Annotated in this window: 19 protein-coding genes and 1 tRNA gene; 6 read left to right on the forward strand and 14 right to left on the reverse strand. The window is 49.3% G+C overall.

The window, feature by feature from the left end; genetic code table 11:
* The first annotated feature begins 197 nt into the window (after positions 1 to 197).
* Positions 198 to 929 carry a GntR family transcriptional regulator gene (locus ACTJJJ_RS17495; protein WP_426293485.1) on the forward strand — a complete coding sequence of 244 codons (732 nt, stop codon included), beginning with the start codon at positions 198 to 200 and terminating at the stop codon, positions 927 to 929.
* A gap of 120 nt (positions 930 to 1049) precedes the next feature.
* Here ACTJJJ_RS17495 and ACTJJJ_RS17500 read toward each other — a convergent pair whose 3' ends face one another.
* The 5 genes from ACTJJJ_RS17500 to ACTJJJ_RS17520 form a co-directional block, all read right to left on the reverse strand.
* Positions 1050 to 3326 (reverse strand): hypothetical protein, encoded by a 2277-nt coding sequence (locus ACTJJJ_RS17500; RefSeq protein ID WP_440702513.1) that lies wholly within the window; start codon positions 3324 to 3326, stop codon positions 1050 to 1052.
* Between the two features lie 105 nt (positions 3327 to 3431).
* On the reverse strand, positions 3432 to 5237 hold the full coding sequence (locus ACTJJJ_RS17505; protein ID WP_440702514.1) for a RagB/SusD family nutrient uptake outer membrane protein: 1806 nt from the start codon (positions 5235 to 5237) through the stop codon (positions 3432 to 3434).
* Positions 5238 to 5258: 21 nt separating this feature from the next.
* A complete protein-coding gene (locus ACTJJJ_RS17510; protein ID WP_440702515.1) occupies positions 5259 to 8774 on the reverse strand; it encodes a SusC/RagA family TonB-linked outer membrane protein in 3516 nt (1171 codons plus the stop codon).
* 47 nt (positions 8775 to 8821) lie between these two features.
* The gene (locus ACTJJJ_RS17515) at positions 8822 to 9820 is read right to left on the reverse strand and encodes a FecR family protein (protein ID WP_440702516.1); all 999 of its coding nucleotides are present in this window, start codon (positions 9818 to 9820) and stop codon (positions 8822 to 8824) included.
* A gap of 45 nt (positions 9821 to 9865) precedes the next feature.
* Complete coding sequence (locus ACTJJJ_RS17520) at positions 9866 to 10534, reverse strand: RNA polymerase sigma-70 factor (RefSeq protein WP_440702517.1); 669 nt, start codon at positions 10532 to 10534, stop codon at positions 9866 to 9868.
* Between the two features lie 215 nt (positions 10535 to 10749).
* On the opposite strand from ACTJJJ_RS17520, the gene ACTJJJ_RS17525 reads away from it, so the two are divergent.
* Complete coding sequence (locus tag ACTJJJ_RS17525; RefSeq protein WP_440702518.1) at positions 10750 to 13053, forward strand: beta-galactosidase; 2304 nt, start codon at positions 10750 to 10752, stop codon at positions 13051 to 13053.
* 263 nt (positions 13054 to 13316) lie between these two features.
* Here ACTJJJ_RS17525 and ACTJJJ_RS17530 read toward each other — a convergent pair whose 3' ends face one another.
* Both ACTJJJ_RS17530 and ACTJJJ_RS17535 read right to left on the reverse strand, forming a co-directional pair.
* Entirely contained in the window at positions 13317 to 13760 is a 444-nt protein-coding gene (locus tag ACTJJJ_RS17530) for a response regulator (protein ID WP_440702519.1), read from the reverse strand.
* A gap of 84 nt (positions 13761 to 13844) precedes the next feature.
* Positions 13845 to 14234 (reverse strand): response regulator transcription factor, encoded by a 390-nt coding sequence (locus ACTJJJ_RS17535; protein ID WP_188932910.1) that lies wholly within the window; start codon positions 14232 to 14234, stop codon positions 13845 to 13847.
* Between the two features lie 339 nt (positions 14235 to 14573).
* On the opposite strand from ACTJJJ_RS17535, the gene ACTJJJ_RS17540 reads away from it, so the two are divergent.
* Positions 14574 to 15206: a response regulator transcription factor gene (locus ACTJJJ_RS17540; RefSeq protein WP_188932908.1), complete on the forward strand. Its 633-nt coding sequence runs from the start codon at positions 14574 to 14576 to the stop codon at positions 15204 to 15206.
* Positions 15207 to 15253: 47 nt separating this feature from the next.
* On the forward strand, positions 15254 to 18304 hold the full coding sequence (locus ACTJJJ_RS17545) for a sensor histidine kinase (protein ID WP_440702520.1): 3051 nt from the start codon (positions 15254 to 15256) through the stop codon (positions 18302 to 18304).
* Positions 18305 to 18514: 210 nt separating this feature from the next.
* Here the strand turns inward: ACTJJJ_RS17545 and ACTJJJ_RS17550 are convergent, their stop codons facing one another.
* Together ACTJJJ_RS17550 and ACTJJJ_RS17555 are read right to left on the reverse strand one after the other, a co-directional pair.
* On the reverse strand, positions 18515 to 19210 hold the full coding sequence (locus ACTJJJ_RS17550; protein ID WP_440702521.1) for a cytidylyltransferase domain-containing protein: 696 nt from the start codon (positions 19208 to 19210) through the stop codon (positions 18515 to 18517).
* Between the two features lie 356 nt (positions 19211 to 19566).
* Positions 19567 to 19995 carry a hypothetical protein gene (locus tag ACTJJJ_RS17555; protein ID WP_426293494.1) on the reverse strand — a complete coding sequence of 143 codons (429 nt, stop codon included), beginning with the start codon at positions 19993 to 19995 and terminating at the stop codon, positions 19567 to 19569.
* A 58-nt stretch (positions 19996 to 20053) separates the two neighbouring features.
* Between ACTJJJ_RS17555 and ACTJJJ_RS17560 the strand changes: the two genes are divergently transcribed.
* Entirely contained in the window at positions 20054 to 20230 is a 177-nt protein-coding gene (locus tag ACTJJJ_RS17560) for a hypothetical protein (protein ID WP_440702522.1), read from the forward strand.
* Between the two features lie 453 nt (positions 20231 to 20683).
* Entirely contained in the window at positions 20684 to 21802 is a 1119-nt protein-coding gene (locus ACTJJJ_RS17565) for an OmpA family protein (RefSeq protein ID WP_440702523.1), read from the forward strand.
* Between the two features lie 77 nt (positions 21803 to 21879).
* On the opposite strand, the gene ACTJJJ_RS17570 is transcribed toward ACTJJJ_RS17565, so the two are convergent.
* The 5 genes from ACTJJJ_RS17570 to ACTJJJ_RS17590 all read right to left on the reverse strand — a co-directional run bounded on the left by ACTJJJ_RS17570 (position 21880) and on the right by ACTJJJ_RS17590 (position 24897).
* The gene (locus ACTJJJ_RS17570) at positions 21880 to 22206 is read right to left on the reverse strand and encodes a hypothetical protein (protein WP_188932895.1); all 327 of its coding nucleotides are present in this window, start codon (positions 22204 to 22206) and stop codon (positions 21880 to 21882) included.
* 79 nt (positions 22207 to 22285) lie between these two features.
* Positions 22286 to 22372 (reverse strand) — tRNA-Ser (locus ACTJJJ_RS17575).
* Between the two features lie 62 nt (positions 22373 to 22434).
* The gene (locus tag ACTJJJ_RS17580; RefSeq protein WP_188932850.1) at positions 22435 to 23508 is read right to left on the reverse strand and encodes an asparaginase; all 1074 of its coding nucleotides are present in this window, start codon (positions 23506 to 23508) and stop codon (positions 22435 to 22437) included.
* On the reverse strand, positions 23505 to 24275 hold the full coding sequence (locus tag ACTJJJ_RS17585) for a TatD family hydrolase (protein WP_440702524.1): 771 nt from the start codon (positions 24273 to 24275) through the stop codon (positions 23505 to 23507). The genes ACTJJJ_RS17580 and ACTJJJ_RS17585 overlap by 4 nt, the downstream gene beginning before the upstream one ends.
* Before the next feature lies 1 nt (position 24276).
* Positions 24277 to 24897 carry a polysaccharide deacetylase family protein gene (locus ACTJJJ_RS17590; RefSeq protein ID WP_440702525.1) on the reverse strand — a complete coding sequence of 207 codons (621 nt, stop codon included), beginning with the start codon at positions 24895 to 24897 and terminating at the stop codon, positions 24277 to 24279.
* Positions 24898 to 24946: the final 49 nt, after the last annotated feature.

Consider the following 24946-nt stretch of genomic DNA (forward strand, 5'->3'; position numbering starts at 1 on the left):
TTTGGACGGAATAATTGTCCGGTAACGAACAGCGCCGTTCGCCCGGGGACGGTCAGGGAGCATCAAAGCCACCGGTACCGTTTAAATTTAGTACGCCTGCTGCCCGGATAACCGTTTCAAAGGATCGTAATATTTCGGTAAGTTGTAGCTCAACACGTTTTTACTATTTTTGCTTTTCTCTACTGCAATCCGTCCATATGAAATTTAGTATAGATCATAAAAGCCCTGTTCCGTTGCATATTCAGGCCGAGAACCTATTGCGTAGCATGATCAGCTCCCCGGAGCACTTGGATGGCAAGTTCTTGCCCAATGAAGTTGAACTTGCAAAGCGGCTGGCCATTTCCCGGTCGACGTTGCGCCAGGCGCTCAACAAGCTGGTTTATGAAGGGTTGCTTATCCGGAAAAAAGGGGTCGGTACAAAGGTTGCGGAGCCAGTAATTAGCTCTAAATCAAAGAATTGGCTGAGTTTTACGCAGGAGATGAATGCGCGGGGAATCATCGTCAAGAATTTCGAGCTGCATGTAACCTGGGTTACCCCCGATGAGAAAATTGCCAACTTTTTTGAAATAGGCACAGATAAAAAAGTGCTCAAATTGGAGCGGCTCAGGGGCAAGGCCGAAGGGCCGTTTGTCTATTTCATTTCCTACTTCCATCCCAGGGTAGGCCTCACGGGCGAGGAAGATTTCAAACGGCCCTTGTACGACATCCTCGAAAGGGACCATCTGGTGATCGCCACGTTGTCCAAGGAGGAAATCAGTGCGATATCTGCCGATAAATTTACCGCGGCGAAACTGGAAGTCGAACCGGGAAGTCCGATTTTGTTCCGAAAACGTTTTGTGTTTGATCAGGGCGAACGGCCAATCGAGTATAATCTGGGCTACTATCGCGCCGACAGCTTTATCTACACCGTCGAAAGTGTGAGGGAATAGCCTGTTTGCGTTTATTGAGCACCGTTAAATTAGCGGTATATGCAAAAGCCCGCGAACCATAGATTCGCGGGCTTTTGCATACCGAAAATGACCCCGACAGCTATTGCCAGGTCTTACTGGTTATTGAACCGGTCGTGCAAGCACACAAAACGGCTTGGCATTTCTGCCGTCCAGGTCGGTTTTGTAGAGTTTCCATGTATTCTGATCCAGTTCTTCGAGGTGAAACTGGTTGGCCGGGTCGGCCAATTGCTTCTTGACCCACCTTGGAAATGCGTTGGCGGCACGGGCGTTTTCCCATGTTCTGATGGCTTTAAAAATGGCATATTTCTCGGTACAGGCCTCCACGTCTTTCTGGTTGATTTGCAGGCTGTACGTAGAACCTATGCCGACTGAAACAGCCTGAATGTGCTCATATTGCGCCACGGTCGAGCCTGCTTTAACCGGGAAATTGCCACCCATTCCGGAGGGGAAGAAATTCGCGTAGGTTACGTCCCGGAGGTCTTTTCCCTGGCTCGTAGCGCTGCCCCATTCCCGTCGCTCGACGTCGTACAGGTTTTTGCCGCCACCGACGTTCCAGATACTCTGATAATGCCATGAGCCTTCCGATAGTGTCGACCCGGTGAAACGGATGTAGGGAACGCCAAGCTCTTTGCCTTTTTCAAACATGTTGCGGAAGAAGCGTTTGACCGAATAGTACCCATGGCCATTGTTGAACAAAAACTCCTGCCCATCGAAGTCATAATACGCCAGCCCATTGACCTTGGCAACCGACGCATAATACTGAGCGATCTGGTCCTGTAACTGCATATTGGGGATCAGCCCGTCGTAACCGTAGTTGATGGTCACTTGAAGCTTGTAAATGGTATCTCCTGCCGTATGGCTCGCGGTTGTCGTGTTCCAATAGCCGCGTTTGACGTTCAGGAGGCGGTATGGCGCTTCTTTGGAAACACCCAGGTAATGAATAAGCTCCTTCCCGATCTTGATCATATTCAGGTTCTTGCAATGGCCCTCCCAGCTTGCTATTTCATCCAGGTATTGTGGGTCGTTGACGAATATCAGCGTATCGTTAGCCGCGATACTTTTGGTCAGAATGCGTTTTTGCTGGTAGCAAAGGCTATCACCCGGAACAGGACTGGCATCCTTGGTGCCTGGCGCGAGTGCGGTGGTTATGGGCGTCCGGCCGATGATAATGCCGAGCCGTGCCGCGATTTCAGAAAATTCCTTGTGCGACTTGTCTCCAGAGGCCATTTTCAACGGTTTCTTCTCAAAATTCCTGCCGTCGATATAGCCCCCGTTACCGCGATCGGGACGGATGAACCCCTGGTCGTAGAGGCTGATAGCCTTGAAACCCAGTTGATGCGTGTAAGGCACAATGCTGTCGTACACGCCCCCGCTCGTAAGCACGTCGGGCACGTAAGCGGCAGGATCTTTAACCCATTTACCGTTGAAAGTAGGATAGGGAAGGCCTTCGGACCGCACGATATTCTGGACCACATCCAGCAATGCTGTGCTGTCGGGGCTTCCCCAGAGGGCTACCGAAGAGCCCAGGTAGTCGATACCCGGCAGCGGCTGTACGTCCAGGTGGTTGGGGATGTTGGCGGTCATGTTGGGTATCAACGAAAAGAATACCGTCCGCTTCGGAGCCCTGTCTCTCGAATTGTACGCAATAGAGATCCTGCCCTGGGTGTCGATCTGGGCCGCATTACCATATAAAATCCTGTAATAGGGCTCCTTGTGCGCGTAAAATGCCACATCGCTGATACCGTCGCCCCCGATGGGGAAAACCTGACCTTCATGCAGGTTGACAGGAAGCGGGAAGCGTTTTTTGTCCGGGCTGTGGATGATGTACTGGAATGGCGCCGCATCGGCAACTGTTTCGGATGTTCCCCCGAGCGTGTTGTCGTTGAGTGCCAGCATTCCGATAGCGTAGTTGACTGCCTCGCTCGTATCGCGCGCCACACCGATGATCTCGCCAAAAAGGTTGGTAATATTGGTGTGATAGGCCCCCCATTGGACGTTGTCGATGCCCTTGCGCGGATGCAGCGACAATAGCTTCATTTTGAAATATTTGGGATAAACAGCCAGCGAAACCGTTGCCACCGAGCCATTGGCATAATGCAATGTGTATGCCTGTTTGGTTTTGTTAAAAATAGCCTTAACCGGTTGATAATAATGTTGTTTCTTACTGTCGAACAAGGATAGCAACGGGGAGGGCTTGTCGGTCGGGCTGAACTCACGGTGATTAGCCGTGCTATTTTTCATGCTCGTGATCCAGCCCTTATTGTTGATGTGGATTTTAAAATAATTGGTACTGAAATCGTGCTGGGCACGCGCATACGGTGCCAGAAAAACGGCAATGAGGTTTATGAGAAGTATTGGGAGAATCCGAAATCGCATATTTGATTTAATTTATTGAAACGCTGACCAGTGGTAATCTTCATAAAAAGCGATGATGCCTATTCTTTCAGAGTAAGCATCATCGCCCTTCATACCTACTTTATTTTAATCCAGCGGATTGAAAGTACCGCCCCATTCTGCATTTTGCTTCAACACGGAGCTGGCTTCCAGGTTTCCCTGGCTGATCGGATAAAACCAGTGGTTCTGATCGAGGTTGAATTTATATTGGGGATCGCCGTCGAGGTTTTCGATGAACACAGCCGTGAATTTCTTGCGGACCGCCGCGTCAGAAATATCATCGGTCCATTCGATTTTCGCACCATCCTTCAACACAAAATAGATCCCCTGGCGAAACGCTGTCTTATTCACGATATCAAAACGCTTCCATCTCCGCAGATCGCCCCAGCGCTTGTTCTCGAACGCAAATTCTACAAAACGCTCACCCATATATGCCTCGCGGATGCCCGCCTGGGTCGTGGCCGTAATGCCATACTTGCCGGCCGCGCCCGGCGTAATGCCCGCTCGCGCACGGATGTCCTTCAACACCTGCAACGCTTCCTCCGGCTTACCGGCCTCATTGGCGGCTTCGCCATAGTTCATGAGTACTTCCGCGAAGCGTATTTCCACCCAGTCGGTTGCCGCATTGCCGATCAGCGTGCTGGTGAGCGTATTATCGAGCCCTTTGATTTCAAAGAAGCCGGAAACACCCGCGCCGATCGTGACCGACTTCTGGTCGCTGGCCAGCGAAACATACTTGAAGCCGCCGGGAGAGCCGGCATCTGCTATTTTCCGCCATGCGCTCCAGTACCGCGTGCCGGTCGGAAGGTCAGGGGTGGGGTAGGGCGTTCCGCCGGTAAATATCGTTGCGTAGAACCGGTCGTCGCGATTGGTGACGAAATCGGTCATGTACTGCTCGTTATAAGCCGGGTCGGTCGCCAGTTTTGCCGCGTCGAACTGCATCGGCGAACCGTCCTTTTTCGGATAGGCATTCAGCAGCGGAAGTAACGGCTGGTTTCTGTTCGCGTCGCCCTGGGTCAGTGGCTGCGGGCGGATGCCTGCCTGGTTGAAAGGGTGATCAGGGTAGGTAAACTGGTTCACCATGATCACTTCCTTGTTGCGTTCCTGCTTCCAGAGCTGCCCATACGCGCCGAGGAGGCCTTTTCCTTGGGCTTTCAGGTAATCCACAGCCGCTTTGTTGGCTTCGTAGGCTTTTTGCCATCTCGCCTGGTCGTTCGACGGGTTGAATAAAGGGCTCGCGTACCAAAGCAATACCCTGCCTTTGAAAGCCATAGCGGTTCCCTTGTCGATACGCCCGTAGTTGGCATTATCCCATTGGTCGGGCAGGGATGCAATGGCCGCATCCAGGTCGGAGAGGATCTGCGTTATGCATTCGGATGTTTTGCTCCGGGCAACGAAAAGACTTTCCTTATTGGCTGGGTCCTGCGGCTTCAATATCAGCGGCACCCCGCCGAATGTTGCGACCTTGGAAAAATAATCCCATCCACGCCAGAAAAGCGCCTGCCCGGTCATCTGTTTCCTTTTCTCATCGGAAAGTACGGCTGGCGAGACATCCGCTAGCCGGGCCAGGAAAAAGTTGATCTTGTCGATATTGTTATAACTCAGGCTCTGCCCGTCGGAAGCTACGCTGATGATGCCTCTCAGGTAAGTGCCCATCGAGCCCGGGGCATTCATGGCTTCGTCGCTGCTGTTGCCATTCACCGGCCAGGAAGGGATCGAATTGCCATGGATGTCGGTCAAAAACGCGCTGATCAGCTTTTCGTCGTTCCATACGTTGTCCGGATTGATCGCATTCGTATTGACATAGTCGAGGTTGGGCTCACAAGCCTGTGGCAGCAGCATCACTGCCAGGCAGAGCAGGGAGAACGGAAGGTTTTTTAAATGTTTACGCATTATTAAATCCTTTTAGATTGATCAGAATGTGACGTTTACACCGAAGTTGAAATTCCGCATAATGGGATATGCCGTACCGTCCTGGATTTCGGGATCGTAGTACTTGAAACCGGTAAGGTTGAACAGGTTGGTTCCCGAGAAATAGAACTTCACACTTTGCAGTGCCTTGTTGTACAACCGGGGAGGCACGGTGTACCCCACGGTAAGGTATTTTAGGCGGACAAAGCCGGCATTGCGGTACCAGTAGGTCGACTCAGCTCCATAAGTGTTGGACTGGCTTGCCGAGATTCGTTTGGGCAGGGTCGCATTAGGGTTCTCGGGCGTCCAGCTGTCGTTATACCACGCGGAGTACATCCGGTTCCATTCTACACCACCCGACAGGTCGCGGAACGATTTCTTGTATTTGAGGTTCCCGTTGAACATCAGGTCCACACTGAACCCTTTCCAGCTTCCGCCGAGGTTGAGCCCGTACACGATCGGAAAGTTGCTCGCTTTGATCACCACCCGGTCGTACGTGTCGATGATCCCGTCGGGAGTACCTTGCGGGCCGCTCATGTCTTTGTAGGTCATCATCCCGAGTTCGGGTTTAAGGCCGCTGTAAGAGTAGTTGGGATGTTCGCCGTTAAACTGGTCAAGGTCGGATTGGGAGCGGATGATCCGGTCGAACTGCAATCCGCGGATGACGGTCATGGATCTGCCCATCGTGATGTCTATTGCCTGTGCATTCTGGGCGTAATCCTGCGTGACGACCTTGTTCCAGCCATACGAGGCGGTGAGGTTGCCATAATAGGTAAATGCTTTCTTTTTATTCTCAAAACCCAGGCTCAAATCGAATCCCTGTGCCTTGATCACTCCATAATTTTCCGCTGGCAGACTAAGGCTGAACGTAGGCGGTGTAGAGAGCGATCTCGGTCCAAGGATATCGTACGATTTCCGGTTCCAGTATTCGGCGGTCGCCGTCCAGTTTTTGAGGAAAGAGATATCTGCGCCTGCATTATAAGTCAGTGCTTTTTCCCAGGTGAGGTTCCGGTTCACGACCGATCCGTACGTAACACCGGCAGCGGTTTTAGGTTCGGTGCCAAAGAATGCCGGAACATTTTGTTTATAGGATTCCTGCCATAAAAAACTGGTCAGTACCGGGCTCCCGTTCAGCCAGCCTATTGCGTCGTTTCCGGTAAGCCCGGCCGATACGCGCAGTTTCAGCTGATCGATCCCCGAAGCAGCCGGGAAGAAAGATTCTTTGGATACAACCCATCCAAGTGCTCCCGCAGGAAAAAGCCCCCATCTTTTCTCGGGTGCGAAGTTCATCGAACCATCTTTCCGGAAAGAGAACGTTGCGAGATACTTACCATCGTAGTCGTAGTTGAACTGCCCGATGTATGAGGCGCGGCCGTTGATGTAATCGCTGCTTCCTCCCGCATAATCGTCGGCACGGGCACCACTTGCGGCCCACCACTGGTCGGTAGTGTACACAGGGAATGTTTCCCGGCCTGCAAAAATGCCGCTTCCGCTGGTTTCTGCTTTTTCATATACGAGGATACCCTGCACGTGATGCACGTTGTTGAAAGTGTTTTCGTAATTCAGTTGGAGATCGAGCTGGTAATCCTGGCCCCATGACACATCGGTGCGCAGGTAGTCCTTCGAAATATTGGTCGAGGCCTTCGTACCGATAATGCTGGCGTCGTCGGTATGGATAATGTGCTTGTTGGCACCCTCACGCTTCATGATATTCATCAGATAGCTTTTCTGGAAGACTTTCCGGCGGCTATATCCAAAATTTTTGCTGAATACAGCCTTCGCGCTAAGCCCTTTGATGACCGGGATATTGTACGTCGCATTCAGCACGACCTGTGGTTTCAGGAAATTGATTTTATCGTAGCCGCCATTCCCATTCACCGTCCCGCCGACGTTGGCGATCCAGCCGTAGTCGAGCAGTTTTCCGCCATCGGTGTAAACCGGCTGATCGGGCTGCCATACGAGCAATTTACGGTACAGCGATTGCGATCCTTCCCAAGTGACATTGCCCTGAAGGTTGTTGCTTAGGCCTAGTCCGACGAAAAATTGCAGGTCTTTGGTGGCATCGACCGTCGTATTCAGACGGATGTTGTATTTGTCATAAGTCAGCGGTTTCAGAAAGCCGTTCTGCTTCACGTACGAGGCACCTGCGAAGTATTTTACTTTCTCGGTGCCGCCCGCGACGTTCAGATTGTGCTGCGACGTGGACGGGTTACGCCAGACCGATTCCAGCTGATCGTAGCCCCAGCCGTTGTTAATGGTTTTATAATGGTCAATCTCTTCCTGCGACCAGGCCCAGCCCGCGGGATCGCTATTACCGTTGATGCGGTTATACAGCTCGCCGGCCTGCACCGCGCTCGTGAGCGGTGCGTTTTTGGTCCGGGTATCGAAGCCCGTGTTGAAGGAATAGTTGAAAGTCGGTTTACCCGATTTCCCTCTTTTAGTAGTGATCAGGATCACACCGCCGGCAGAACGCGACCCGTAGACAGCTGCCGAAGCGGCGTCTTTCAATACCGAAATGGTCTCTACCTCGTTGGGGCTAAGGTTGTTGAAATCATCGGCCGTCCGGATGATCCCGTCGATCACGAATGTAATAGGCTGGGCGTTGAGGGAAGAGCCTGTTCTGATGCTGATTTGCGGGTTGGTGCCCGGTATACCGTTGGGGGTGCCGATGTAAACACCCGCAAGTTTACCCGAGAGCAGGTTCCCCGTGGATGTTGTCGGGATATTCTGCATTTCTTCCGTGACATTCATTGTAGCCACAGAACCGGTCATCAGCGACCTTTTCTGTGAACTGTAACCCGTGACTACGAGCTCTTCGAGGGCTTTGGTGTCGGATGCAAGTGTAACGTCGATGCGGGTCCTGTTTCCTGCATTCACTTCCTGTGACAAAAATCCCACGAACGAAAACACCAGTATTGCATTCTTGTCGGCCACCTCGACCTTGAATTCGCCATGTTCGTCGGTGATCGTCCCGCGCTGGGAGCCTTTTACCACCACGCTCACGCCAGGCAGTCCCTGGCCTTTCTCGTCCGAAACTTTTCCGTTCAAGCCGATTTCTACTGTCGGATCGGTGGCTTGCCCGCTGGCGGACGACGCGGTGAGAGCGAACTGCCGGAGCGGACTGTCGGCCGGTTGGTCAGTGGTGCTCGATACAGGAGCCTGTTGTGACTTCTTATCTCCCTTTACCGGTTTGATCACGACATAACCCCCTGTTTTGGATCTCCTGTATTGCAGGCCGAGGGGTTTCAGTATCCTGGAAAGAGATTTTTCTGCATTGGGTTGAAAATCAACGGCACTTACGGGAACTTCGTAGCCTTGTACTACACTGTCAAAATACAGGATATCGACTTTGTAATGGGTTTTGAAATCCTGCAATACTGATTTGAGGCTCCTGGTGGACTGCTCGGCTACGAACGGATGTTGCCGCTGCCCGATGGCCGCGAGCAACTGCGCCTGGCCGGGAGAACCGGCACTAGCGGCAGCCAGCACGAATAGAAGGGATCGTAACGGTTTTTTCATAGAAATGGGTTTTTAAGCAGGTAAGAAAAGGTTAGGGGCAAAGGGGTTTAATAATCCAGGGTGATGACCTTTCCGTCTTCCGAGCGGGAGTACGAAAGCCCGGAGTCGTCGGCCAGTATTTCAAAAAGCTCCTCGGCATTAAGCGCGGTAAAGGAGCCCGAGATGGTCTGCGCGGCAAGGGTCGAATCGGGGATGCGAATTTCCATACCGAAATTGTCTTCAAAAAGATTACATATCTCTCGCAGGCTCTCGTTTTCAAAGACAAAGCGATGGGCTTTCCAAGCCGAATAATTGGCCGGGTTTGCCGTTTGCTTTACGGAAGCATGCCCGGGCGCATCGAACGTCACGAGGTCTCCGGGTCTCATCACGATCTGGTCGGTTTCGGAACCCTTCAGGTAATGCAGTTTCACTTTACCCTTATTCAATACTACACGGGAGCGCCGAGGTCGTGCATACACGTTAAATTCGGTGCCCAGCACCTCAACGTCGAAATTCTTTTCGGTGTGAACGATGAATTTTTGATGGGTTGTCGTATGTGTAATGGAGAAATCCGCCTCTCCGGTCATGTACACTTCCCGCGTGGTTTTTCCGAAGCCAAAGCGCGGGACCCGGAGCGTGGAGTTGGCATTGAGCACTACTTTGCTTCCGTCGGGTAATACCAGGCGTTGGATCTGGCCGAAACTGGTCGTGTAGATTTCGTAGCGCACATGTTCGCGCGCCAGCCAACCGCCCGATAGCAGCATTAATGTCACAGCTGCCGCAACAAGCCATGACTTTCCCTTTACCGCGAAGGCCAGCATCGGCCGCATCGCAGTGCTTTCGGTTTCGGCAGGAAGTTCGTCGAGGCGGGAGAAATGGCGTGTAATAGCGCGGTCAACATCGGCGCTGTACTGGATGTTCTGATTTTCCCATTCGAGCAACCAAATGAATAGTTGCTCCCTGGCCGAGGCATCTGCGCTCCACTGTTCGATCAAATCCTTTTCAAGAGCAGTCGCATTACCTGAAAAGTAATTGAAAATCAGCTCTTTGTTTATTGCGTTTTTCATGGTTAATTTTTTGCAAATACTGTGTCGTACCACTGAGGTAAAGCGCTAATGGAATAGGGCGAGTAAGGTGAACAGCCATTTGGCTTTGATGATCCTCCTCAGTTCCTGCATCGCACTGTACATTTGCGATTCCACCGTGCGGTAAGATATGCCCAGCTCGGCCGCGATTTCGCTGTATTTCTTCCCCTCATACCGATGCATGAGGTACACACGGCGTTGCTTTTGCGGGAGCGTGTTGATGGCGTTCTGTACGTCATTGTACAGGTCTTCATACTGGGTAATATGGTCGGGTTGATGCTCTGGTTGCAGTGTCACATATTCGGCGTATTCCAGCGAGGTGTTCCGCTTCATCTCGCGCCGGGCATAATCGAATGCACTATACCGCACGGCCGAAAACAGGTAGTTCCGGAATGACGTTTCGACGGTTGCAAAAACCCCGTCTTTGTGAAATTTGTAGAAAACCTCGGATACAATGTCTTCGGCAATTTCTTTTGATGAAACATACCGGACCACATGGCTGCACAACGGGCGGTAGTACCAACGGAATAGCAGTTCGATCCCGGTATTCGTATCCGATTCGAATGCCTTTTTCAGCAACATCTCCGATTCGGCGGGAAACGCAGGCCGATGTGAAAGACGCTCCGGGCCGCCGCCAGGGGGAGCGGGCTGGCTGTGATCATCCTCGTGATGATCGGGCAATTCCATACTATCCATTATTAGCGGGTTAAAGTGCCGACAAAAGGCCGGTTTATCAGGCCTATTACCATAAGGTCGTTTTCGGCCATAGAAACACTTAGATGATAAGTAGAATTTTTTTTAATTTTTTTATAAAATTAGTATTGAGCGACCACTTAAAGAATAATTTCGTATTGGTTTTGGCACTTTGGCCAGAACCGGTAACACCACAAAAAAATGTTTCTATGCAAAAAATGTTGCTAACTCTTCGGGCCAACAGAAGCAGTTCCGCGCTATTCAGAAAGTTTGTTTTGGCATTTAGTCTTCTCAACGTTGTTAGTCTTGGCCCGATCGCATTTGCCCAGCAACGTTACCTGGGACTCAGCCTGGTAAACGAAGGGAACTGGAGCAATTTGAAACTCATTGAGGATGCGCATGCTGTGGGTTGTAATGCGGTTTTTCTGAGTATCCAGTGGGGGGCAATCGAAGGATACATTTCCCGGTCGATGAAGCAACAATATGGGCAGGATTACAATGTATGGCAGATGTACGACGACCAGATAGCGAAAGCCCGCTCGCTGGGAATGAAAGTCGGGATCAATGTTGCTGTCAGTACGGGTGATGACGTCACCCACAGTTATTCGGATCGGTACGGCATCAATACAGGCGACGGGTGGCTCAAAGAAGAGCGAATATTAAACGTGGGGTACGACGGAACGGAGGCTGTTTTCCAGAAATACGGCGGCAGGATCAATGGCGTTCACGTGCAATTTGTGATGACCTCCCTGGCCGCTCAGTCAACCCGTAACAGAATAGTCGATTTTACTCAAAAAGTATTGCAGCGTTATGGTCACCTTCAGGATACAAACGAACTACTCTATATGGACCTCATCTATTCACGTCAGGGTGAGGCGGAATTCGAGGCCGGAACAGATAAATACCATTTTGACCAGCCACTGAACCTACGGGACAACAACAGTCTCACGGATTACTCGCAACCGATGAGAAGCGGTTACAGGGCGTGGCTTGCGAGTAAATATGAAAAGATCCAGTCACTCAATTTCGTATGGGGAACAGATTACAATTCTTTCAGTGAGATAACCCCCAAAAGGCCATCAGGGACAATGTTTACGCAGCCCGACGGTACCGATTGGTATCTCTACCGGACGCAGGTGTTGAAGGAAGTTAATAACATCTTCAAGAACACGGTAAAGGCCGTGGACAGTCGTATCAAAGTCATATCGCATCATGGCTCATCCTATGATAAATTATCGTTGGGAAGAACCACATTTGCATTTAACGAGATCGCAGAGGAACTGGATGGGATCAAAATCAATGACGATAACTATTACGACCACCGGTTCGCCATTGACCTTCTGCGTAGCAACCTTCCCGGTAAACTGTACATCAACGAGGCGGCCTACAATGCGAATTTTGGGATTTCTAATTTTGTCTCCTACGCTACCGAGAGCTACCTCCATGGCGCACAGATGGTGAGTTGTATGTTTTTCGAAAATTTATTGAGTGCCGGCGGAGGCCCCGCCATTCAGCAACTGGCCCAAACCTGGGTCAGTCAGCCCGTTGCGACACCCGCGCCGGCAAATCAGGACAATTTTACCCTGTCGGGTATTATCCAGCAAAATGGCTGCGTGACCAATCGCAACAGCTACTCCGACGATTGTGACGCTTATAAAACGTGGATGGCCGCGCGCAATGCCGCTGCCGGCGAACCGGTCAATATCTTTATTAAAAACGACCTGAAAATAGACTGCGAGCTCACACTGACAGGTTCGGCGAGCGTCAATAACCCGCGGATAGGAACCGTCATCAACCTGTCTTCCGCCTGCGCAGGAGATTGCTCCGGACTTAGCTATCGCTGGGAGCTAAACGGAAATACAATCGGGACGACGGCTAATCTGACCGAAATAACCGTTCCTTCGGTTCCGGGAGCATACACCTATTCGGTAACCGCAGGCCAGACCGGCTGTGCGAAAACATATGAAATGGTTGTAAACGTCACGGATGTGCTGCCGGTGACGCTTATCGACTTTAATGCTGCTGTCCGGGAGAACCATGTGTATCTCGACTGGTCAACTGCCGATGAAGCCAATTCCAGCCATTTCGAGATACAACGCAGCGAAAATGGACGCAACTGGGGTGTCATTGGAACCACAAAAGCCGCAAATAACAGCCAGGCGACCATGGAATACGACGCCATTGACAAAGCACCCCTCGCCGGCACCAATCTTTACCGGCTAAAAATGGTGGACCGTGATAGTACATTCGCGTACAGCAAAATAGCGCGTGTGGTTTTCGAAAACCCCGAATTGTTTTCATTCTATCCCAACCCCGCTGCCGACCATTTGCAGCTAAGCGAAGCTATTCTGAAAAATGCAATATCAGTGGAGTTGCTGGATCAATCGGGTAGGGCGGTTTTCAAAAGTTCCAAGCCGTCTCCGGTCATTAGCATTGGTCATTTGCGTGCCGGCATGTATATTCTGCAGATCACCAGGCGAGACGGCAATGCAACAAGCAGGCAGGTGGCAATTGGCAGGTAGGGTAGAGGGGGCTTTCGAGCATCCAGGCTATTTTCTACATCAAAATGGTCACTGTTTTCCTCCAAACTTGCGCACTACCCGTTGTGTTGGTCCATGTTCCGGAGTATTCGCCCCAGCCGTTGCTTGTCGTCTGAACTAAATTTCCCGTGGTTGAGGCTGGACCCAGGATAGTTATTGTGTGGATACCTGCCTGAGCGTTATCGCCAAACGCCCGGCGAATGTTAGAAATAACTGTTCAACTCATATCTATGACCGGTTTCAACCTACGTCGCGTTAGCTTCGTTAACAGTGCGTTTTGCTTTCTTATGAAGGCCCGCCAGCATCTGGGGACTGAGGTAGGGATTGCCTGAGAGCACCGAACGTACACAGGTCACAAGTTCGTCGGCGCAGGCGTGTTTCGTAAGTATCCCTCTCACGCCCATGCGAACCAGAGAGCGTGCCAGTTTATGGTCGGGCGCGCTGGCGTAGACGATGAACGAGGTGAGCGGATTTTTTTTCATAACCCTTTTCAAGAGGGCATAATCTATCTCGGGATGCTCCTCAGACAGACCGATGATGATAACATCAAAAATGTCTAGCTGAATAATCTTTTCTAGATCTTCCATAGACCCGGCTTCCAGGGTACCAAGTTTTTCGAATTGGCTTTTTAGCATACCGCGGATGCCTGTTCGAAATACCGGATGCTCGTCGACGAGTGCTACGTTCATGTCTTGTTGATTGAACAAATTGGTCTGTGGCCTGAATAAATTTAATGCCCGTAGAAGTACTTTTTTCATCTGCAAAACCCCCTCCTAAACCTGATGACAAACAAATGGCTCCCCCGCGATAACCGCATTTACGCACGTCATCAGATCGTCAGGGCTACTATTTTTATTGAGGTAACCCTTCACCCCCATGCGCATCAGCGATCCCACCGACTCATAGCATGGTATTGCGGCACACACGATGAATGATGCAAGGGGATTTTTTCGCATCACCCTTTTTAGGACGGCCTTGTCTATTTCGGGTTGCTCTTCGGACAGTCCGATGATCACGATGTCGATGTCCCCCAGCTTGTTCACCTTGGCAAGGCTATTCATTGAGCCGGTTTCGAGGGTATTGATGTTGTTAAGCTGACTATTTAACATCACGCGGATGCCTGTACGGAAGATCGGGTGCCTGTCAATGAGTGCTACGTTCATAATTTCGGTAGTTAATTTTTAGATGGGAGGGGTTGCGTTTAAATCATTTCTCCCGACAGCGCCGGGAGATGATTGATCCACTCAACGTCATGAAATTTATCTTCGCAGTCCCCTTCGCATGGTCCACTTGCCGGAATCCATGGTATGTATCACGGATTCGGCATGAACAAATGTATTTCGTATAGGCGGACCCGGCATTACAATAAATTGAATCGTTGATTTAAGAAATTGAATAACTTATTAAAGAAATTTAATGCTAGATAGAAGTAGTACTATGAATGATTTTTCTATATTAATGTCAGGAATACCTCCCCGGCACTTTTTTCAGACTCCATCATAATGAGCATTCAGATTATCATCGCTGAGGACCATCCGTTAGTTTTAGCGGGAATTCAGTTTCTGTTGATGGATCATAAGCCGGACGCGGTCATCACCAGCACCACAGACTTTCGGAAAACAATAGCAATGCTCGAAAAGCAAAAGTTTGACCTGCTGATCATGGACATCAACCTACCGGGCGGCGATAAGGTGGGGATGGTGCATTCGGTCAGGTTAAAACAGCCTGATATTCCGATCCTGGTCTGTTCCAGCTACGACGAGCAGCTATATGCATTACCGTTCCTGAAAGCAGGCGCAAACGGCTATATTTCCAAAACTGCCATCAATGACGACTTCACCCAGGCGGTCGATAAGGTGCTGAGCGGGCAAACCTATGCGAGCGCGGAAGTCATGCAAAACGCATTCCGACAGCTATTCAACGCAAAAGGCTCGGAAGAATCGGCTACCGACAAACTTTCGGAGAGAGAGCTCGAAGTAGCGCAGCTCCTGGTAAAGGGCGTACCGGCCAAGTCTATCGGCGAGCAGTTAAATCTCTCGCCTTCATCGGTCAGCATTTATAAATCCAAGATATTCGAAAAGCTCGGCGTAGAGAATGTAATCCAGTTGACAACCTATTTCGAACTGAATGGTTAGTAGCCGTTCGCAAATAGCTTCCCGATTTAAATGTTTTAAGCCTGACCATGAGAGCTCTGTTGTTCCACCTTATTCTGGCGTGTTTAACCGGGTTATTGACCACTGAACGCGCGATAAGTCAGCAACAGGCTCCGGCGGGATACTGGTTACAGCATTTTACCGACGAGAATGGCCTTCCCCAAAATAGCGTCAAAGGCATCGCCCAAGACAAAAACGGGTTTATCTGGCTGACTACCGAAGCTGGCGTGGTACGATTCGACGGCCATCGTTTTGTCACATTTGACAGATCCGTAATCCCTATTTCGACAAACCGTCTCCGTGGGTTCATTCCGTCCGTCGTCAGTGGGCACGGGCAACATGAATTTTATGCGCTGTCCGAAAGGAACGATTATGTTGGTGTGCTTGCGAACGGCCTGGTGTCTGTCGATACAACCTTTTACCGGGATTATCTAGATCACAATCCTCTTGCGCGCGGGGACAACGGGCCCAACACCATAGTCGCCAGCATTCCCGTTCCACCCCTTCCTGATCCGTTCGCGAAACACCACTTTCTGGCGGTGGACGATCAAACACATTACATCTGGCAAAACGGCCAGGTCGCGTATTTTCAACTTGGTAAACATGTCTTTACCACGCATGCATCGTTACGGCACCTTATTTTGATCGGCAACAAGCCATACGGAATCGACAGCAGTGGCAATTTCAAAGTGATCGAGCGGGTTACCCGCGAAGCTGTCATCACCGGGGACATCACTTCGAACCCCCATTACCGTACCAGCGCAAACCATTCCCGGCTGTTCTGGAATAATATCTCCCGGCAGGCATTTCTTTACCTGAATAACAGCCTGTACCTGCTCAATCCAACCGGAAATGGAAACCTTGAAACGAGGCTGATTTTGAGCGATTTCGATTTTGATAACCTTAGCATAGCCGCGATCTATTTTGACGAAAACAATCGTTTCCTTTTTCTTGGAAGTATAACAAAAGGACTGTTCTTACTTAAGAGGGAGATTTTTCAAACACACAAATTACCTTCCGATAATGCCGACAATGTCTATTATGCGCAGCTGCCCGCCCGAAACAGAGCGGTGTTAACGGCACAAGGATACTTATTTAGCGCCAAACCTGACGGCTCGCATGTCACTGCAAAAAAAGTCTCCCCGTTTATGGAGAAGTTCGGCTACAAATTCGCCATGGCCCAGAACCGGGATAGTTCGTTCTGGTTTGGCATCGGATCAAATTTGTACAAACTCGACCAGACCGGACAAAAAATCCTCGCTCATGTAAAAATGCCCGATTCGGCGAGTTCACTTTACGTCGACCCAACCGGCAAATTGTGGATCGGCTGCGATAGCGATGTTTTATATATTCTCGAAGAGTCGCAAGGTAAATATACGCCGCGACGGAAGTTCACGCTGGCTTCAAAAGGGGTGATGATCATTGACATGGAAAATGCCAACACCATGTTGCTGGGGACTTTGGCGGGTATTTACAGGCTCGACACCCGCACAGGTATTTCCCAACTCGTCATACCACTTGAAAACGTCGCCATCCGCAGCTTTTATGCAACCCCGGAAGGTACCTGGATTACGACCTATGGTAATGGTTTTTACCTTCTTAATAAAAACAAACTTGTTCGGTTCCCACTTGACAAAGACCGGTTTTTGGCGACCTCCCATTGCATCATTGAAGACAAGAATGGTTTTTTCTGGATTACTACCAATCGCGGTCTTTTTCAGGTTGCTAAAAAGAGGCTACTGGATTACGCAGCTGATAACCGGAATCAGGTATTTTACTTGTATTACGACAAGCAAAGCGGGTTTGAAACCAATGAGTTCAACGGCGGCTGCAAGCCCTGTGCCCTTACACTGGCTGATGGAACCGTCTCACTTCCTTCGATGGACGGGCTGGTTTGGTACAAGCCGGAAACAATTACTCCTGTACTTCCCGATAAAGGTATTTTTATCAATGCAATTCTTGAAGATGGAAAAGAACTGCCTGTACGGGACAGCCTGGAAATCTCCCGCGACTTCGAGCAGTTACGCCTGACGGTTGCCACGCCTTATATGGGCAACAGCCGGAACATTCAAATGTACTATTCACTATCCGGGCAAGGGCGCACCGAGAGATGGACGCCGGTCAATCCGGATTTTATAATTCCCATATTGAAGATCCCGTATGGTAACTACGTGTTGAAAATTCGCAAGGTTAGCGGGTTCGGGGTTAATGATTACACTTATAAGACGATAAAACTCCATATTCCGCGTGCCTGGTACGAAACCTGGTGGTTTCAGTCGCTGCTGGTTGCGGCCATGGCGGGGCTGTTCTTTATTTCCGTGAGATTGAGGACAGAAAGTCTTGTCAGGAAAGAGCGGGAGGCTAATCTGATACGCCACTACCGGGTCATCAGCCAGATCATCGCCGCTGTGAACCATGATATTCAGACGCCATTGCATTATATCGGTTATTCACTCAAACAAATTAATGCCTACCTGCATAAACAAAGCGCAACCGATCCACTCATTACCCGTATGAGCGAGGAATCCCTCAACACGTCCGAAAGGCTTGGTGCGCTTACCAAAAACTTTCTGGACTATATCAAACTGCAAAGTAAAACCGCATCATCGCGGACCGAAACGAGTATTTTCCCCGTCTCGGAGCTGGTCGGTAATATTTCAGGACTCTTTGCCGCGATCGCAACATTCAGGGGCATAACTATCAGGAACACAATCGATCCGGATCTTACCATTCATAGCGACCGCAACCTGGTTTCCATCATTGTACACAACCTGATCGACAACGCATTGAAGGCAAGTCAGTCGGAAATAACGGTGTCCGCCGATATTGAAAATGGGCAAACGCGTATCATAGTCGCAGATGACGGCGGTGGGATACCGCAGGATCAGGCCAACTGGCTAAACAGGGATTACCGGTCCTACGAAGACTGGCTTCGCGCCTCCCAACGTCCCGATCAGAAAGGGATGGGCCTGGTGATCGTCAAGGATTTGTGTGTGTTGCTGGGCATCAGCATCAAGGTGATTGTCCAGGAGGAGCACTGCACAACGATCATACTGGCCTTTCATACAGTCGAGAAATAAGACCAAGGTATTCCTAATGGGTTCGGAAGGCCTGTCGTAGCATTAGCGACGCCCGTGATGCGAATTCATTGTCGCCGGGAATCATGACTTTCAGACTTGGATATTCAAAGATCGTGATGCTGCTGTAATTATTAAGGTTGCCGGCAGAGGTTGATGCACAAAAGAAGGTAGGTGTCATGTCGGTTTCCTAGACAGGAGACAAAACGTGAGTCACCTGCCGAAAACACGAGGAAAGCGATAACGGTTTTCGTCGATAAAAACAGCTATCCGGTAATTTTCCTCGGAATCGATCGCCAGGTTTTCGATCTCGTCGACGCCGCACGGAAACGGCTTTTGACCTACCTTTCGTTTCCCGGCGCTACGGAATCCTGTGCGGTTAAATACATGTAATATACCGTCTTCGACAAACGTATTGGGCCGGTCTTCGCGTATGAAATCCGTGTCGCTGTCGTAATATCTGCGGTTCAACGTTCTGATGGTAAAAGCGGAATCATAGCTTCGGCCTTCGGGATTGACCACATACTTGTCGTAGGTTTCGATTACATATTCGATGGTCTGATGTTTCAGAAACGGGAAAATCGGTCCGAGTTGAAGGAAATGATCGCCTTCGGTATGGTCGAGCAATGCAGCGGTTACCTTGTCGGAAGTGAGCTCCAACTCTATCTCGTCCAGGCTTGCCTGGTAGGCATTGACCACTTTTATCTTGCCAGAGCGGTCGTAGTAATTCCTGATCCCTTTGGAATCGGTGTTGATAATGATTTTACCAATCTGGGGAATTGCTTCGAGTTTATCGATCATTAAGTTGTAGAGAGGCTTGCCGGAGATGTATTCGAAGTGTCGGTTTGGAAAAAAATAGCCCGCGTCCTGCGGAATTGAAAGGAGCGCCGTTAACGAGTAATTGCTCATCGTTCAAATAGTTGTTGGTTTTCAGGGCTAATGTACAAATCGCTTTGCACTATTGCCGACAAGTTAGATAAAAGAACGGGCCGTCCGTTGTAGCTTCAAAAATCTTCGAAAGCGTTACCGGTATGTAACGTTCGAAATTCAGGCGCCGATGACTACATTTCTGGAAAACTGCTCCTTCAAGCCGTGAATTGCCGATAATGCCTAAAGGGATCAAGCTCAAGGCGGGGGGAATTTCAGCCTCTATAATGGCGGCATTTTCTATTGTTGAAGATACCTAAAATATAGCCGCCAGCACGTTCGTGCACTTATTCCGTATCCTTTTCGCCAATAGAGGGCCACTGTTGAAAGGGCTTTATCTATGGAGTTTTCACCCGAATCGCAGTCAAATCGATATAGTAGCCATAGGCTCCGTGCATGTCTGGTGAGGTTAGGGCACCGTAACATTCCTTACGCTTATAAGACACCATGACCCTTAAACCCGGTTTCCGGAAATCAACTGGTACAGACATTGACTCCTGGCAAGGAGCTAATAAATTCTCACCAATACTGTATGATGCTCCGTCAAAATCCTTTGGTTCAGTACTTAATATATATTGATCAGGACCTTGGTTACCACCAGGAGGTTGGTTGCCGATACGATAAACCACAACAGCCTCTATGTTTTTCATTTCTTTTTTAGCTGTTTTATTATGGCAATCGCATGGACCCGCCTGTTTGTCAGGATCCTTACACTGAAAGTTAAAGAAACATACAATCACAGACATCAAGGTGAATCGGGCGATCATATTTGCGATCTGGTTGAAAAGTACATTAAAGCTTGTTCTTGCCGCTAACCTGGGTTATATGGCATTGATTAGCTTTGAAAATATAGTCCTCCCGGACGACCACTTCATGGCCGCGTTTGCCAATAAACCGAAAATTATCTTGTTGATTTTCCAGCTTGGCCTGGTAGTTGTCATCCAGGACGACGTAGTATCCCTGGCGGAAATCGGCATTTCCTTTAATGCGAATCGTATCTGAATTTGACAACCGAATTGTGAACGATTCTGTTAACGGGGTTCCCGGCACGTAAAGTGTCGTGGATCGAAATTCCTCCGTACAAATCACACCTTGATAGGGTTGCCCGTTCTCGCAGCCGGATAGCGATATTACTAAAAATGATATAAGGCATACGATGGAGATTCTAGTATCCATGCTGCTGTTTGGTGTAGTGAATATTTCTTGGACACAATCGGGCACCTAGCCGTTGGAAATTGCGGGAATAATTTAGAGCACCTGGTGATCGACTCTCGGATAACTACCGCGAAATACATTGTAGAAGTGATTTTGTCCCAATGATATTTTTGGTTTCGAATAAAGGATGGCCTAGAAAGACTGGCGAGTTGCTTAATTTGGTCAAAAGTAGAAAAGGAATTTGTCCATATTCTATCAAATTCTCATGCCTTGGTTGTTTTAAATACAAAATTTTCTACCGTGAATAAACTTTTGAAAGACTTTTACTGCATTTCAGGTATTTGTCTCTGCATCTATTTTCCAGGTGTATGCCAAAGTTTATCAGGTGAGTGGTCCGGACAGATAACCCAGACTGGAAGTAGGTATGGAAATATTTTAATTCAGATTAAGATGCTGCAAAATGGTAACGCGATTTCAGGAGAGATTAAAACTATCGTAAAGAACAACTTCATCGTTCAAGAATTTACTGGTTCTAGGATAAATGGCGAAATTCTTATAAACGAAAGAAAAGTATTGAAAGAGGTGGGTAACCTAGATTGGTATTTGAAGCGATTGAGGGGACGACTTGCAGTGGATGCTAATAAGATGATTATCTATGGTACGTGGAATAGTCAACAAGCATATCAATTTAACGCCTATGTTCCTGCAAGATATTCAGGTGGAACGTTCCAGATATCATTAGCCAAACGTGTTGAAGCCCCCAAAAAGAGGAAAAATGCGTTCCTCACGCTTCGGGTGTTGGACAAAAACACTTTGCAACCAATCAATTCCGACTTGAATATTTCGGTTTCAAAAGGAAGAATGCGTATGCCGTTGAAACGTGTCGGGGGCCACTACATTTTCGAAACAACTACCGGGGAAACTGTACAGATAACCGTTTACGGGCTTGGTTATGAATCTTTCAATGAAGTTGTGAAAGTCGATAAAGCACGTATGTCAAAGCAAATCCTCATAATCCCAAGTCTTAAAAAGCGCGCCAAACAAATGTCTCCCGTAGGCGCCACTGAGCTCAAAGCCGGCGATACATTGCAACTATTGCTACATTTTGAGCAGAGCAGTGCAGTTCTTTTGCCGGACAGCGAACCTGAATTGGAGAAAGTTCTACGGTTCCTAATTGAACATCCTTCAGCAAAAGTCGAGCTTATAGGTCACACCGATAATGTTGGAGATCCTGTAAAGAACTTTCGTCTATCTGGTGACAGAGTGAATGCTATCAAAGGTTACTTAGTCGGCAACAAGATTAGTGCTCATAGAATTTATTGTCGTTCGATGGGAGGGAGGAAGCCGATAGCCGAAAATAGTAGTGAAGAAAATCGGAAGAAGAATCGACGTGTTGAAATGAGAGTTGTAGAGTTGTAAGCGTTTGTATACAATCCAGTCGCCTATGGATCTCATCACCAACACCGCTGACTTCCAAGCTGAAAATAACCTTCTTTTTAATGATCATATCTGCCTTCTTCCGACCTTCGCTGATGGTCAGCGCGGTCGGTTTTCTCATGCCTTCCCTCCGTCGCAAACTTTGCTTCGGAGAATATGGTCAGATGAAAGCTGTTTTGATATGAGGTCATTTGCAAGGGCCACGATCCGGTTTCCGTCCGGCTCCGCTTGTCCCGGAAGTGCGGGGAAATTACGATTCGTTTCCGAACAAGCTCGCCCTTGCAGTCGTCCATCGTATAAAATTCAACATACCATTCTTTTGTTAGGTCGCCTTTGCGGTCGCGTAGAACCGCCAATTTGAAGGGAGGGTGTGTGTGGTCTTTCACGAGCTCGGAAAATAAAATTGTCCCGCTAATTGTCCCGAAAACGAAAAATGCCCCTGCTGTTACCAGCAGAGGCATTTTGCAGAGAGGAAGAGATTCGAACTCTCGATGCAGTTACCCACATACTACCTTTCCAGGGTAGCCCCTTCAACCACTCGGGCACCTCTCTATTTCGTGGTTATGGGGTGCAAAGATAGTGAAGAGATTGTTGTTTCCAAATCCACGGTGAAATCAAATGCTCATTTCTCCTCGCAGCGGCTTGCCGAGCATGTCTATGCAGGCGCCGCCAGGCTGTTCGCAGGCGAAAACGTACATCATTTTGGTGATGGCCGCTTCGGCTGTGATGTCCGAGCCGCTGATGACGCCGGTCTGTTGCAGGAATTTGCTGGTTTGGTACTGGCCTTGGGAGACGCGGCCTCCGTCGCATTGGGAGACGTTGAAAATGACGATGCCTCGCTCGATGGCATTGCTAATCGCATTCAGGAACCAAGGCTCGGTGGTGGCGTTGCCTGCGCCGTAGGTTTCCAGGACAATGCCTCTTAATCCTTCAATATTTAAAATGGATTCCACCACTGGCTGGCTGATGCCGGGGAACATTTTCAGGAATGCAACATTACGATCAAAGCTTTTGTGGACTTTCAGCTTCAAACCGGGTTGGTAAGACCTGATATAAGGAAAATTGTATTCGATATTCACGCCTGCGTTCGCGAGCGCTGGATAGTTTTCTGAATGAAATGCATTGAAATCGGAGCTTTCCTGCTTTTTGGAGCGGTTACCGCGCAGCAGGTTAGAATTAAAGTAAATGCAAACCTCGGTGATAATAGGATGGCCTTCCGCGTTCTTGGCGGCCGCGAGTTCCAATGCCGTAATTACGTTCTCGCGCGCATCCGAGCGCGCCACGCCTATGGGTAGCTGCGCGCCCGTAAGGATGACGGGCTTATTCAGGTTTTCGAGCAGGTAACTCAATGCGGAGGCGGTGTAGGCCATCGTATCCGTCCCGTGCAAAATCACAAAGCTGTCGAACTGCTCATAATGCTCTTCGATGATTTCAGCCAATTCGGTCCAGATCGACGGGTTCATGTTGGATGAATCGATCGGCTCCGGCAGTGAGAGGAAGGTAATATCGAAGTCCAAGCGGCTTATCTCGGGGACCTTTTCAATGATCTGCTGGAAATCGAATGGGACGAGTTGTTTGCCTTTGGTTTCGTATACCATTCCAAGCGTGCCTCCGGTGTAGATCACTAGCACAGAACCAACGGTCGGTTCGGGCGAAATGGGGTTGATGTGTATTTTGGTATAACTCATTGTGCTACTTTGTTGAGCATGCTTTTCGCATTGGCGGTGGTGGCGGCGATCACGTCGGCTTTGGCCATTTCTTTGAGGTCGGCCACGCGCTGAGCTACGAGGTCAATATAAGCGACTTCATTGCGTTTGCCGCGGTAGGGGACAGGTGCCAGGTAGGGCGCGTCGGTTTCGAGTACCAGGTGTTCCAGGCCGACGTGCGGGATTACTTTGTCCAAACCACCATTCTTAAATGTAGCCACGCCGCCAATGCCGAGTTTGAAACCTAGTTCAATGGCCTTCTGCGCTTCTTCCAACGTGCCGGTGAAGCAATGGAAAATGCCGGTTAATGCGGGATCGGCGAAATCTTCAATGAGCTTTACGGTTTCCCAAAACGCGCTCCGGCTGTGAATGTCGATCCAGAGGTTATGCTTGCGCGCGAGGCCGCATTGGTATAGAAATGCTTTTTCCTGCTGCTCTTTGAAGGTAACGTCCCAGAATAAATCCATTCCGATTTCCCCAATTGCTATAAACTCGTATTTGGCCAGCCATTCTTCCATGATCTGCAGCTCCTTTTCAAAATCCTTCTTCACATAAGTGGGGTGGAGGCCGATCATCGGAAGGCATTTGCCGGGATATTTTTCGGCGAGTTCGAGCATGCCGTGAATCGTTTCGTGGTCGCAGTTGGGCATCCATATCTGCTCAATTCCGGCATTCCAGGCGCGGTCGAGCATTGCGGTACGGTCTTCGGCGAAATCGTCGCTATATATGTGGGCGTGGGTTTCAATCATATTACATGGGTAATGCTTCAAAGCGGTAGCCCTTCTCGCTGAAATGTTCGAGGTAGCGGGGGAGAGTGTGAAGCATGTTTTTGGCGGCTTTGATGCTGTCGTGAAAAAGCACGATGGAGCCGGGCCGGGTATGTTGAAGGGATTTTTTTAAACAAATTTCGGGGGTAATCTCGGCGGAAAAATCGCCGCTGAGAACGTCCCACATGATGATCTGCTTGTCGCGGAGAACGAGCCTCGACTGGCTCTTCTTAATACGTCCATAGGGCGGACGGAAGAGTTTGGTTTCGAGGTTCAGTTGCGCTGTGCATTGCTGAATGTTTTCCAGGTAAACAGCGTCCTCGGTTTTCCAACCGTTCATATGGTTGAATGTGTGATTACCAATGGAATGTCCGTCTGTTTTTACCATTTCATATACGTCGGGATGTTTCTGTACGTTGTTGCCAATGCTGAAAAAGGTGGCTTTGGCATTGAATCTGGTCAGGATATCGAGCACATTTTCAGTAATATCCGGAATAGGTCCGTCGTCGAAAGTGAGGAAAATGATTTTTTCCTTCGTGGGAATATGCCAGGTAAAACCGGGAAAAAATGCTTTCAGCCAGAATGGAGAATGGTGCAAGAACATGCTGTCAATAACAGATATGATTCAAATATAACCTTTATGGATGTTTATA

Source organism: Dyadobacter sp. 22481 (assembly GCF_052044875.1).
GTDB classification, from domain to species: domain Bacteria; phylum Bacteroidota; class Bacteroidia; order Cytophagales; family Spirosomataceae; genus Dyadobacter; species Dyadobacter endophyticus.